This is a genomic window from Delftia sp. PE138 (genome assembly GCF_018320755.1).
GTDB classification, from domain to species: Bacteria; Pseudomonadota; Gammaproteobacteria; order Burkholderiales; family Burkholderiaceae_C; genus Comamonas; species Comamonas tsuruhatensis.
Map to the genome: position 1 here is coordinate 217,864 of NZ_JABEPN010000005.1, position 12,824 is coordinate 230,687.

The following is a 12,824-nucleotide window of genomic DNA, read 5'->3' on the forward strand; positions in this document are numbered from 1 at the left end:
ACACATGCGCAAGTTAGCTTCACCCTGGACTCGCACCCTGCAAGCCATTTCGATCTTATTGCTGGCAGGATGCTCCACTTACAGGCCCTGGATCAATGAACCGTATCCCCATCAGCCTCGGGAGGTGCTAGCGGCCGAGCAGCATCAACCAAAGTCTGTCATGGTTGCCGTGACCTTGTCCGGAGGGGGTGCGCGTGCCGCAGCCTTTGGCCTCGGTGTGCTGCGTGAACTCAAGGCGCAGGAGTTCAAGATCGGAGAACGCACAACGACGTTGCTGGACGAGACCGTATTGATCAGTGGCGTGTCAGGTGGCAGCATCCTGGCCGCACACTACGCAGCCTTTGGCGACGCGACGCTCAAGCGATTTGAGCCAGAATTCCTGCTCACGCCATTCGAAAGCCGTCTCATACGCGATGTGTTCTGGCCTGGTGAGCTCTACACATTGACCTCACCCTGGTATGGCAGAACGCAGTTGCTGATGGATCGCCTGAACAAGCTCTACGAAGGCAAGACCTTCGCCGACGCTCGCAGGCGCCCTGGAGCACCGGACCTCATGATCACGGCTACCGACCTGACCACCGGGGCCCCCTTCAACTTCACGTCCGAACAGTTCCAGCTGATCTGCTCCGATCTTGACGCTACCCCACTGTCATTCGCAGTTGCAGCGTCCTCCGCCGTACCGCTGCTGCTGTCGCCCGTCGCCATACGCAACTATGCCGACCAATGTCCCGAGGTAAAAGCATCGGTACTTCAGCCCGCGTCAGGCTACCGCGCACACATATTGCGGCGCAGTGCCGTCAGCTACCGCAATGCCAAGGAGCGCCCCTATATCCACCTGGTGGATGGCGGAGTCAGCGACAACCTCGGCGTTCGCTTGCTGCTCGATCAAATGACCGCTGTAGGCTCCATGGGCGCGAACTTCCCTGAAGCAAAAGCTGGCTCCATCCATCGCCTGGTGCTGGTCACAGTCAACTCTGCACGTGCGCTTGCCGAGCGTGTGGACAAGAGTGATCAGGTCCCTACCATTCCACAGGTATTGGAGACACTGATCTTTGGTGCCGGGACCCGCGACAGCCAGCAGACGCTGGCAATGCTCAACGATGATCTGCAACGCTGGCGTAACGAGATTCAGCGCACCAGAGGTTTGCCTGGCAGCCCGTTTGCAGCAGATTGCGAGGTATATGTCGTCAGCGTAAGCCTGAACGATGTCGACGACGACAGTTTCCGTTACAGGCTTTTGCGTGTGCCGACGGCCTTCACGGTCGAAGCACAGGACGTCCGCGACTTGCAGCAGGCAGGTTCGGAGGCTGTTCGAAAATCCCCGGCCTACCAGGAGCTGGTTGAATCGCTGAAGGCTTTGGCGCCACCATGATCTGATGTCGCGCGCGCCAAAGCCCCAAAGGCCGACAAGCACCCTCGCCTAGCTCGCAGGGCGCAGGCAGGACCGCACATGTCCCGCGATCAGGTCGACGAGGATGTTGACCAGACCCGGTGCAATGTCATGCCCCATGCCCGGCAAGATGACCAGGCGTGCGCCACCGATGGCCGCTGCGGTGGCGTAACCGCCACTGGTCGCCACCATCAGATCCCGGTCGCCATGGATGACCAGCGTGGGGCACCGCACGCGGCCCAACTCGGCCGTCCGATCACCGGAATTGATGATTGCCCCGATCTGCCGCGCGGTGCCGACGTTGTTGCGCAGGCCACCACCGCGCTCCCAGGCTTGTTCTGCATATTGCCGGTGCCGAGGCTCGCTCCACTCCAGGCTCGAGCCGACCACTCGCAAGAGGTCGACGTAATCTCGAGCAGCCTCCCGCTGATCACGTGGCGGCCGACGGATCAGCTGCAATATCGACTTGAGCGCCGGCTGGCCGACCTTCAATGATCCGGTGGTCGAAAAGACGGAGGTCAACGACTTCATCCTCTCGGCATGGCGCGCCGCCAGGGTCTGCGCGATCATGCCGCCCATGGACATCCCCATGACGTGGGCAGAGGCTATGGACAGGGCATCCATCAAACCGACCACATCGCTGGCCATGTGCCCCAGGTCGTAGCCGCGCGTGGGCCGGCGAAGGAGTTGCTGGAATGTGCTGGGCGGCTCGGCGTCGGTGAAGGACGACTGTCCCGCGTCGCGGTTGTCCAAGACAACCACCCGCAAACCGGCCTCTACCAGACCATCGATCAAGGCCTGTGGCCAGTACGTCAGTTGCAACCCCAGGCCCACCACCAGAATTAACGTCTCCCCGCCATCGGGGCCGTGGCTGCGGTAGCAGATGCGTCGGCCATCGGCCATATTGCAGAAGAGGTCTCCCGTGTTCATGCGCGAGCCTTTGAAAGTCGCAGATCAAGCGGAGCCTGGGAACTCGCGCCGGGGGCCGGCGAGAACGCCAGGCACTTTTCTGCCACCCGCCCGCGTCGCAGCAGTTTGACGTCGCGGAAGTAGTCCATGGACATGACCCAAGGTTCGCCGGGTCCCTGTCGTGGCACGCTGTGCAGCGCGCGCTGCACGTAGCCTGCACCGAAATCCAGCAGCGGGCGGGTCTCGATCCCTTCTGGCGCCTGTGCCTCGCAGACGGCGTGCCGATGTTCATCCATGTAAGCCAGGAGCCGGCAGAAGTGATCGCACAGCAGGCAGACCTTCAGCGTCCAAGACGAGTTGGTGTAGCCGACGGCAAAGGCAAAGTTCGGCACACCGGACAACATCATTCCCTTGTAGGCCAATGTTTCGCTCAACACCACCGGCTGCCCATCCTTGCGCAAGGCCACTCCCCCAAAGAGCTGGACGTTGAGTCCGGTGGCCGTGACGATGATGTCGGCCTCGATTTCCTTGCCCGACTTGAGAAGGATGCCCGATTCGGTGAAGGTCTCGATCTGGTCGGTCACCACGGACGCCTTGCCCGAACTGAGGCATTTGAACAAGTCACCGTCGGGCACCGAGCACAGCCGCTGGTCCCAAGGGTTGTATGGCGGGTTGAAGTGCACGTCGACGGGGTACCCCTTCGGCAGGTCCCGGCGCACGAGCCCCACGAGAAGCTTTCGGGCCAGCTTCGGAAAGCGTTGGCAAAAGCTCCAGAACCCCAGAGTGATCCTGGCGTTCTTGTAGCGGGTCAGCGAGTAGGCGGTTTGGGCCGGCAGTATCTTTTGCAGGAAGCCGGCGACGGAGTCGGTAGCAGGCTGGTTGATGATGTACGAAGGCGTGCGCTGCAGCATGGTGATGTGCGCCACCTGATCGGCCATCGCCGGGATGAGCGTCACTGCCGTGGCGCCGCTGCCGATCACGACGACGCGCTTGCCGCAGTAGTCCAGATCCTCAGGCCAATGCTGCGGATGCACGATCCGCCCCTTGAAACGTTCCGAGCCTTCGAAGCGCGGGCTGTAGCCTTGATCGTATCGATAGTAGCCGCCAGCGCTGAACAGCCAGCGGGTCCTGACCGTGCGGACATCGCCGCCGATTCCGTCGCGGACCCGGACCGCCCAAAGGCCCTCACTGCTCAGCCAGTCCGCCGATTCCACCTGCTGCTGGTATTGGATGACCGGCCCCAGATCGAACTCCTCAACGGTTTCGCGAAGGTACTCGAGGATGTCCCGTGCGTCCGCCAGCGTTTTGTTCTTGACCCAGGGCTTGAAGTCGAAACCGAAGGTGTAGAGGTCCGAGTCGGATCGAATGCCGGGATATTTGAACAGATCCCATGTTCCGCCAATCCGCTCTCGAGCCTCGAGAATGGAAAAGCGTTTTCCGGGCTGTTTTCGGCGCAGATAGGCGGCAAGGCCGATGCCGGAAACTCCCGCCCCAATGATCAGGACGTCCAGAGGTTCATCGAGAGGAGCTGATTGCGAGAGCATGCTGTTCCTGTTTCCTTGTGTTTTGACCAGTTTTCAATAAGTAAAAAAGCTCGAGGCTGCCGCCCTTGCCGCCCTCGATCTGCGCCACACGGGCGCCGGCGATCGCGTTGACCCTGTGCATCGTTTCAGCCTGTCTTGACCATGACATGCCGCGCGACCGTGTAGTCCTCCAGTGCGTACATGGACAGATCCTTGCCGTAGCCCGATGACTTCACGCCGCCGTGCGGCATTTCGCTCGTCAGCACGAAGTGCGTGTTGATCCAGGTGCAGCCGTACTGCAATTGGGCGGCCGTCGCCATGCCGCGTGAAATGTCCTGGGTCCAGACCGATGAGGCCAGGCCATAGTCGGAATCGTTGGCCCAGCGCACTGCTTCATCGGCATCGTCGAATCGCGTCACCGAGACGACGGGACCGAAGACTTCGCGCTGGACGATTTCGTCGCCTTGCAGCGCGCCAGCCACGACGGTGGGTTCGTAGAAGAAGCCGCTACCACCACCCACGCGGCCGCCCGCCGTAATCTCGATGTGCTTGTTTTCAGACGCCCGCTGAACAAAGGATTCGACGCGGGATTGCTGCCTGGCCGAGATCAGTGGGCCCAGGTCGTTGTCGTCATCGTTGGGCTGATTGAACTTGAGGCTCTTGACCGCACCGGAAAGGTCGGCAACGAGCTTGTCGTAGATCTTCTTGCCGGCATAGATGCGGCAGGCGGCGGTGCAGTCTTGGCCAGCGTTGTAGTAGCCGAAGACCTTGACGCCTTCCACGACGCTGGCAAGGTCGGCGTCATCGAAGACTATGACGGGCGCCTTGCCGCCGAGCTCGAGGTGGGTCCGCTTGACGATCCTGGACGCGGCCTGCAGCACCTTCTTGCCCGTGCCGATATCGCCGGTGAGCGAGACCATCGCCACCTTCGGATGGTGGATCAGCGCATCGCCCACGCTAGCGCCGCGCCCCGTGACCACGTTGACGACACCGGCGGGAAAGATGTCCGCAATGATCTTCGCAAGCTTCAGCAGCGTCAGGGGCGTCTGCTCCGAAGGCTTGATCACGACCGTATTGCCGCCAGCAATCGCGGGTGCCAATTTCCAGGCCGCCATCATCAGAGGGTAGTTCCAGGGCGCGATGGATGCGACGACGCCGATCGGGTCTCGGCGAATCATCGACGTGTGGTTGGCAACGTATTCGCCGGACACAGCGCCGTGCATCGTTCGTGCGGCGCCGGCGAAGAAGCGAAAGCAATCGACGATCGCCGGGATCTCATCCTCCAGCACGCGGATGCGCGGCTTGCCGCAGTTGAGCGCTTCGAGCGTCGCGAATTCCTCGCCGGCGCTCTCAATGGCATCGGCCAGCTTCAACAGCAGGCGCGATCGCTCGGCAGGCGTGGTTCGAGACCAGGCGGTGAAGGCCTTGGACGCTGCCTCGACCGCCGCATCGACCTGCGCAAGCGAGGCTTCGGCCAATTCGGTCAGCAGCGCCCCGGTCTTTGGATTAAGGATCTTCTCCTTGGTTTCCGCGCCCACGACAAAGGCGGAACCGATCAGCAGTTCTTGGTCAAACACGGGAGTCTCCTGTCTACGGGATGAGGTTGAGGGGATATGCCGCGGACCGCTAGGCCGCAACGGCGGCGACCGCGGTCGCGGCCTTGGCGCCGCGGGAGCCCGCAGCGAGGATGAAATCCGCCGCCTTTTCGGCGATCATGATCGTGGGTGCATTGGTATTGCCGCTCACGATGGTCGGCATGATGGGTGCATCGATGACGCGCAGGCCGCTCACGCCGCGCACGCGCAGCCGATCGTCCACGACAGCCATCTCGTCGCTGCCCATCTTGCAAGTGCCTACCGGGTGGTAGACGGATTCGACGTTCTCCCTCAGGTACTGGTCGATCTGGGCATCGGTCGTGGCCTGCGGTCCGGGGGCGTACTCCACGCCGCGATAGGGATCGAACGCCTTTTGCGCCAGCACTTCCCGGCCGACACGAATCCCCTCGCGATAGATGCGAATGTCATCCGGATCCGAGAAATAGTTGGGCTGAAGGCGCGGGTGCTGAGTGGGGTCCGCCGACTGGATCTTCAACCAGCCCCGACTCTTGGGGCGCGAGATGTTGAACAGGGGCGTGAAACCGTGCTCGGGAATGATGACCCGACCGTTTTCGCGGTACATGATCATCTCGAAGTGGTACTGGATGTCCGCGGCGATCAGATCGGGCTGGCTTTTCACGAAGGCCAGCGCCTCCACGCCGTGATACGCGCCAGGGCCTCCCTTGTCCCACATGTACCGCGCCAGGGCGGCGGCAGCACGAACGGGACGCACATAGGTCAGGAGCGAGTTGGGCTGCGTCGAGCGGCATTGCACTCCGACGGAGAGGTGATCGTGCAGGTTCTGGCCCACGCCAGGCAATGCCACCGTGACGTCGATGCCCACAGCGCGCAGATGCGACGGATCGCCAATGCCGGACAACTGAAGCAGCTGCGGCGAGTTGATCGCGCCGCCCGACAGCAGCACCTCCTGATGCGCACGCACAACTTCCTTGCGGCCACGGCGAAGAAACTCGACGCCGACCGCGCGGCCATGCTCGACGATGACCCGGGTGGCCAATGCCTTGGTGATGATCTTGAGGTTCTTTCGGTCCTTGACCGGATGCAGGTAAGCGAAAGCCGTGCTCGCCCGGATCCCCTTGTTTCCGTAGGCCTTGATCGTGCTGTCGCAGGGGCCAAAGCCTTCCTGTTCACCGCCATTGAAGTCGTCCCGGTACGGGTATCCGGCCTGGACGCCCGCCTCCACGAACGCCTTCGACAAGGGGTGCTGGACACCGTAGCGGCTGGTATGCAACGGACCGTCGTGTCCATGGATGGGACTGCTGGGGCCGTTCCAGTTCTCGGCACGAAGAAAATAGGGCAGGCAATCCTCGAAGGACCAACCACTGTTGCCCAAAGCCGCCCAATGGTCGTAGTCCGTGGCGCTGCCTCGGATATAGACCATGCCGTTGACGCAACTGCATCCGCCCAGCACTTTCGCCCGCGGCCAGAACAGCCGTCTGCCGGCAAGATGCTCCTGGGGCTCGGTGTTGTAGCCCCAGTCGATCTGCCCGTTTCATCAGTTGGAAATAGCCGGCCGGCATGCCGATGAAGGGACTGCTGTCCCAGCCGCCGGCTTCGATCAGCGTGACTTCGACGTCCGGGTTCGCGGACAGTCGATTCGCCAGAACACAGCCTGCGGACCCGCCGCCGACAATGATGTAGTCCGTCACAGTGTGGCCCTCGCTCGCAGGTTCTTGGGAAAAGTCATGACACCACCCCCGCGCCCACCGGCTCCAGCCGCGCATCGACGATGCGGCTGACGGCGCTGATGAAGCTCTCGATGTCCGCTTCGGTCATCGGGGTGGAAAGGAATGCCTTACCGGTGCGGGCAATATGGAAGCCCGCCAGCGTCAAGGCGCGTTGAAGTGCGACAACGCGCTTTGTTTCCTCAGGGCTGGAATAGCCGGAGCGGTAATCGGTCACCTGCCGTTGATGGCCGAACACCATGAAGCTCGACCCGAAGCCTGTGACCTGCCCTGGAAAGCCGGACCGCGCGAATGCCTGGTTCAGCGCCCCCACCAGCCGGGAAGTCAGCTGTGCCATGCGATCGATCGCGCTGTCGTCAAGCAGATCCAGCGTGACTTTGCCCGCGGTCATCGTGACCGGGTTGGCCGTGAAGGTGCCGCTCCACGGCAAGCCGGGCTTGCCTTGGCGATGGTCGTAGATCTGCATGAGCTCACGCCGTCCCGCCACTGCGCCGACGGGGAAGCCGCCACCAATGATCTTGCCCAAGGTGGTCAGATCCGGATGGATGCCCAGCAGCGTTTGAGCGCCACCCGTGTGAGACCTGAACGAGATGACTTCGTCAAGAATGAAAAGTGCTCCGATCTCGCGGGTCACACGTTCAATCATGTCGGTGAAGCGCGGGGAGACCTGGATGAATCCCAAATAGCTGGGCGCTGCGTCGAGCAGGACAGCCGCGATGTCTGCAGCATTTGCGCGGATGATTCGCTCGGAGGCCTCGACGTCGTTGAAGGGGATGACTACAACATCGTCGGTCACCCCTTTGGGCACCCCTTTTGAGTAGCCGATCGAGTTCGGATCCTCGCCCCAATTCGACGGTGAAGAATCGAGGCTGACCTCGGCATAGTCGTAGGCACCGTGATAGACGCCCTCCGCCTTGACGATCTTGGACCGGCCCGTGATCGCACGGGCGGCTTTGATCGCGCTCATGACGGCTTCCGAACCCGAGTTGCAGAATCGCACCTGCTCGAAGCTCTCTGCCCGTCCGCATAGGGTTTCCGCCAGCGCGACCTCCTGCTCCGTGGGCAGCGTGAAGGCCGTTCCATTGCCGACCTGGTGACGGACGGCTTGCACGACGCCTGGATGCGCGTGACCGTGGATCAGAGAGGCAAAGTTGTTCAGCAGGTCAAGGCGGCGCGTTCCATCGACGTCGACCACGTAGGCCCCTTCGCCATACGAGGCATAGACCGGAAAAGGTTCCTGCCATGGCAATGTGCGCGTGATGCCGCCGGGCAGCACTTTCAAGCCGCGTTCATACAGTTCCCGGGAACGGGAAGCCAGGTCTGGCCAGTGAGCCATGATTGCACTCCAAAGGATTAAGCGATGAGGGGGGCTTTGCGCGCTGTCAGGCGTGACGGCGCAAACGGGTCTTGGCAAGCGGCTCACGGGCATAGGCGCCGAACCGCGCCTGTGTGGCACGCTCGAGTGCGCAATAGCCGTAGTACAGCTCGACCATCATGAAAGCCCAGACGGACAAGGCTGCGGTGTAGAACACCGTGCGATCCGCGTCGTCGCCGGGTATCGGGACATAGTCGTAGAAGACGGCGATGGCCAGGCCGCTCAGCGCAACGAACACCGTTCCCATCGCATGCAGCGCCTCTCCCGCTTTGTGCAGCCTCCAGGCGAAGTACGCCAGATAGGCCAGGAAGACCAGGCACATCAGAAGGTAGAACGGCGGCTTGTAGACCGCGAACGCCGGCGCATGGTCGGCCGCCACAAGCACGGCAGCGCCTGCGAAACCGAGCAGGAAATACAGGACATCCGCAAGGCGCGAGGGCTGGTAGCTGTGGGTCACCACCATCATGCCCGCGACCGCGACCACAGGAAAACCGAAGGACCGCGAGAACGCATCGAAGAAATGCGCAACGCTGTAGCCGAAATCCCATCCCAAGAGCGCCCACAACAGGAAGTGGGTGCCTGAGATGGCCATGACGAACCATTCGATCCCACACAGATAATTGCGCTTTTTGAGAAACTTCGCGCCATAGATGATCCCGGCAAGGATCAGCAGCACATCGGCCAGCAAAAGAAAAATCGTATTCATGGTGATTGGGCCTCGGTGAGCGTCGAGCTCGTTGATCTCAAGCCGGCACAGGCGTGACGGCCCTCGCTTCATTCATGCAACATCGCCCCGAATTGCTGGATGCTTCGCTGCATCAGCTGTTGCGCGCCAGGCGACCACGGTCCCATTTCAAAGAAGCCATGGATCATTCCTGGGCCCGGCATATGTTTTGCGGGGCTGCCGGCCGCGTTCATGGCCGCCGCGTAGGCAGCGCCCGAGTCGCGCAATGGATCGAATTGCGCCGTGACCACCAGCGCCGGTGCGAGCCGGCTCAAGTCCTTGGCCTGCAACGGCGCCAGGCGTGGATCCATCGGATCTGGATAGTCGCCCGCGTAGTGGTCATAGAACCAATTGATGGTGGCCACATCGAGCAGATATCCCTCGCCGTTCTCCGCGACACTGGGGTACTGCGCCGCCACATGATCCACAGCGGGGTAGATGAGGAACTGCGCTGCCAGCGGGATACCTTCATCGCGCAGTTGCTGGGCGACGACCGCCGAGAAGTTGCCGCCCGCGCTGTCGCCAGCGACGCCGACGATGCGGCCGCCGCCCAGCTCGCTCGCATGCGCCACGATCCATTTCGTGGCCGCGACGGCGTCTTCAATGCCTGCAGGAAACGCATGTTCGGGCGCCAGCCGGTAGTCCACGGACACCACCACGGCACTCGCGCCGCGGCAGATGTCACGGCAGATGTTGTCGTGCGTGTCCAGGTCGCCAATGACGAATCCGCCGCCGTGGAAATAGGCCACGGTCGGAAACGGGCCCTCGCCTTCCGGGCGGTACACGCGGGCCTTCAGTGGCCCGACAGCGCCACCGACGGTGATGTCCTGGACACGGGCCACGGGGACGACTTGCTCGGGCGTCAGTGCGCCGGCCGTCGTCGCCAGATAGAAGGCCCTGCCCTCCTCGGGCGTGCCTTCGTGCAGCGGCTTCGCGCCAGCCTCGGCCAGCATCTTCATGGCGCCGGCGATATGGGGATCGAGTGACATGGAATGGCTTTCTTTTTTGGAGCGATGAAGGGGTCGCAGGCGTCACGAGCGATCAGCGGTATGTGAGGGCCTCTTCGTCAGGCCGCACCGAGGGGAACGAGACACGCTCCTCTTCGTACTCAAGGCCTTGCTTCCAGGGATGACGATCGCCCTGGCGGGGCAGCAGGTGCAGGGCACGCATGATGTAGCCCGAGTTGACGTTCTCCGAATCGATCCAGGGCAGGCGCGGCATGTCAGCGTCCGCGGTAGGCACGGTGGGAACCACCATGCTGTGACCCTCCCTCTGCATGTGCTCGGCGATGCGGCACACCAGGTCGGTGACCAGGTCTGCGCGCAGCGTCCAGCTTGAGCGGAAGTAGCCCATGACGTAGGCCATGTTGGGGATGCCTTCGATCATCACGCCGCGATAGCTGACACGCTTGGTGAAGTCCACCGCCTCGCCGTCAACGAAAAATGGCACGCCTCCGAACATCTGCATGTTGAAGCCCGTCGCGGTGACGACGATGTCGGCATCAAGATGCGCTCCACTGGTCAACTGGATGCCCGTGGCGTCGAAGCGCTCGATACCGTCGGTCACTACCGAAGCCTTGCCGCAGCGGATGGCCGCAAACAGGTCACCGTCAGGAACCAGCGCGATGCGTTGCTGCCATGGGCGATAGCTCGGGTTGAAATGCTTGTCCACGTCGAAGCCTTCAGGCAGGAGGGCTCGCGCCTGCTCAAGAATCCACGCGCGCATTTCCTCGGGATGCTCGAAGGACATGCGGACTTCGCTGTCCACCTTGGCAACGAATGCGCGCCGCATGATCTCGTGCACCCAGTCGGGACGCACATCCAGTTCGCGCAGTTGTGTCTCCAGCGGATGGATAGGGGAATCTGCCGCGAAAAACGTGGGCGAGCGCTGCAACATGGTCACGTGTGCAACGGTGTCCGCCAACGACGGGATCAAGGTAGCGGCCGTGGCGCCTGAACCGATGACGACCACCTGCTTGCCCGTGCAGTCCAGATCCTGGGGCCAGTGCTGCGGATGCACCCACTGCCCCTTGAATTCACCCATGCCGGACCACTCGGGCGTGTAGCCCTTGGTGTGGTCGTAGTAGCCCGAGCACATCCACAGAAAACTCGTCGTCAGCGTCAGCGTTTCGCCCGAATGGATACGAGTGACTTCCAGCGTCCAGCACTTGTCCTGGGACGACCACCGGGCTGCCGTGATCCGGTGTCCGTAGTAGATGTGGCGCGTCAGCTGGTTCTCTTCGATCAGCTCACCTAAGTAGGCGCGGATCTCGTCGGCCGTGCCGATGGCGCGTCCCGTTTCCCAGGGCTTGAAGCTGTAGCCGTAGGTGTAGCAATCGCTGTCCGAACGCGCGCCAGGGTAGCGATGCGTCCACCAGGTGCCCCCGAATCCGTCCATGGCTTCGAGTACGGCGAATGAATGATCGGGAAATCGCTTGTGCGTGTTGTAAGTCGCACCAAGACCCGAGATGCCGGCGCCCACGACAATAAAGTCGAGATGCTGGCCGCTCACGAGCGCGGCCTGAGGTTGGGTGATCACGTTTGTCTCCTGTTTGGATGAAATTGAAGATGGGCGAAGGCCAGGCCTCAGGCTGGCAATGGACGCCAGTGCATTAGGGCGGCCCGCCGCCGCGCACCACGCCTCGGCGTGTGAACAGCAGCGCTTGTCTGCCCCCATCGCGCGGCGTCACCAGCGCGGAGGTGATCGCCACCCCGTCGGGCCTGGTTTCGATCGTGAAATCGCGGCCATCGCCGCTGCGCGCTAGGAGTCCGTCGAGCCCCACCAGCGTCACGCCCTGCGACGCGCCCGCGATTGCGGTGACTGAGCTCTTGGTATCCAGCCGCAATGGCTTCCAGGTCTGGCCGTGGTCCTCGCTGCGCAGCAGCGTGCCGCGCTGCCCGCCGACAAGCAGCGCACCATCCGCCAACATGGCACCGCACCAAAGGCTTCCGTTGTAGCCCGTGGAAAGGTATGTCCAGGTGGCACCGCGGTCGTCGCTGCGCAGGACCTGGCCGCGCTCTGCGGCGGCAAAGAGCACGCCATCGCTGCCGGCAAAGAGGCCCAGCAGATTGAGGTCGGCCTTCTTGGCGCCGGGCATAGGCTGCAATGGCCGCTCCTGCCAGGTTTCACCGCCATCGGAAGTCACCAGAACCAGCGACCACAGCCCAACCGCGACGCCGGAATGTGCATCGAAGAAGTGCACGGAGAACAGCGGCCGATCCTCCGTCGTGACGACCCGCTGAACGCGCCAAGTTTCTCCGCCATCGCGCGTCACGATCACCGACCCGCCGTGCCCTACGGCCCACCCATGCTGCGCATCGGCAAAGCTCACCGATGTCAGCGTGAAGGAGACCGGCACCGACCGCGCCTGACGCCACCGTGCGCCGCCATCGTCCGAAAGCAGCACAACGCCGCGATCGCCGACCGCCACGGCCCGTGTTCCCGCCCAGGTGCTGCCCAGGATGGCCGCCTGAGTCGCGATGGCAGATGTCATGGCCGGTACGGGTTTGACTTCGTCCATTGCCCAGGCCGCGGAGGCAATGGCCCCTGCCAGTCCCCAGGCCGCCCACTTGTACAAACGTCTTGTCATCGTCATCCCCGCG

At 62.7% G+C, this 12,824-nt stretch carries 10 protein-coding genes and 1 pseudogene; 1 reads left to right on the forward strand and 10 read right to left on the reverse strand.

The window, feature by feature from the left end:
• Nucleotides 1-160: 160 nt before the first annotated feature.
• On the forward strand, nucleotides 161-1,372 hold the full coding sequence (locus HFGMBDPB_RS18420) for a patatin-like phospholipase family protein (protein WP_212645982.1): 1,212 nt from the start codon (nucleotides 161-163) through the stop codon (nucleotides 1,370-1,372).
• A 48-nt stretch (nucleotides 1,373-1,420) separates the two neighbouring features.
• On the opposite strand, the gene HFGMBDPB_RS18425 is transcribed toward HFGMBDPB_RS18420, so the two are convergent.
• From HFGMBDPB_RS18425 to HFGMBDPB_RS18465, 10 genes and pseudogenes are all read right to left on the reverse strand, one after another.
• A complete protein-coding gene (locus HFGMBDPB_RS18425) occupies nucleotides 1,421-2,320 on the reverse strand; it encodes an alpha/beta fold hydrolase (RefSeq protein ID WP_016445442.1) in 900 nt (299 codons plus the stop codon).
• Nucleotides 2,317-3,843 carry a flavin-containing monooxygenase gene (locus tag HFGMBDPB_RS18430; RefSeq protein WP_212645983.1) on the reverse strand — a complete coding sequence of 509 codons (1,527 nt, stop codon included), beginning with the start codon at nucleotides 3,841-3,843 and terminating at the stop codon, nucleotides 2,317-2,319. Before HFGMBDPB_RS18430 ends, HFGMBDPB_RS18425 begins: the two co-directional genes overlap by 4 nt.
• A gap of 125 nt (nucleotides 3,844-3,968) precedes the next feature.
• Nucleotides 3,969-5,399, reverse strand: a complete 1,431-nt coding sequence (locus HFGMBDPB_RS18435) for a gamma-aminobutyraldehyde dehydrogenase (protein ID WP_239009427.1) — start codon at nucleotides 5,397-5,399, stop codon at nucleotides 3,969-3,971.
• Nucleotides 5,400-5,448: 49 nt separating this feature from the next.
• On the reverse strand, nucleotides 5,449-6,921 hold the full coding sequence (locus HFGMBDPB_RS18440; protein WP_349305386.1) for a GMC family oxidoreductase N-terminal domain-containing protein: 1,473 nt from the start codon (nucleotides 6,919-6,921) through the stop codon (nucleotides 5,449-5,451).
• Between the two features lie 109 nt (nucleotides 6,922-7,030).
• A pseudogene (locus HFGMBDPB_RS29780) lies at nucleotides 7,031-7,162 on the reverse strand (hypothetical protein); the annotation flags it as partial.
• The gene (locus HFGMBDPB_RS18445; protein ID WP_016445437.1) at nucleotides 7,122-8,459 is read right to left on the reverse strand and encodes an aspartate aminotransferase family protein; all 1,338 of its coding nucleotides are present in this window, start codon (nucleotides 8,457-8,459) and stop codon (nucleotides 7,122-7,124) included. The gene HFGMBDPB_RS18445 and the pseudogene HFGMBDPB_RS29780, both read right to left, overlap by 41 nt.
• A gap of 46 nt (nucleotides 8,460-8,505) precedes the next feature.
• Entirely contained in the window at nucleotides 8,506-9,204 is a 699-nt protein-coding gene (locus HFGMBDPB_RS18450) for a hypothetical protein (protein WP_034364932.1), read from the reverse strand.
• Between the two features lie 68 nt (nucleotides 9,205-9,272).
• Nucleotides 9,273-10,211, reverse strand: coding sequence for an alpha/beta hydrolase (locus tag HFGMBDPB_RS18455; protein ID WP_016452454.1), 939 nt, complete (start codon nucleotides 10,209-10,211; stop codon nucleotides 9,273-9,275).
• A gap of 52 nt (nucleotides 10,212-10,263) precedes the next feature.
• On the reverse strand, nucleotides 10,264-11,760 hold the full coding sequence (locus tag HFGMBDPB_RS18460) for a flavin-containing monooxygenase (protein WP_016452455.1): 1,497 nt from the start codon (nucleotides 11,758-11,760) through the stop codon (nucleotides 10,264-10,266).
• Nucleotides 11,761-11,833: 73 nt separating this feature from the next.
• Entirely contained in the window at nucleotides 11,834-12,742 is a 909-nt protein-coding gene (locus tag HFGMBDPB_RS18465; RefSeq protein WP_227468431.1) for a WD40/YVTN/BNR-like repeat-containing protein, read from the reverse strand.
• Nucleotides 12,743-12,824 lie beyond the last annotated feature (82 nt).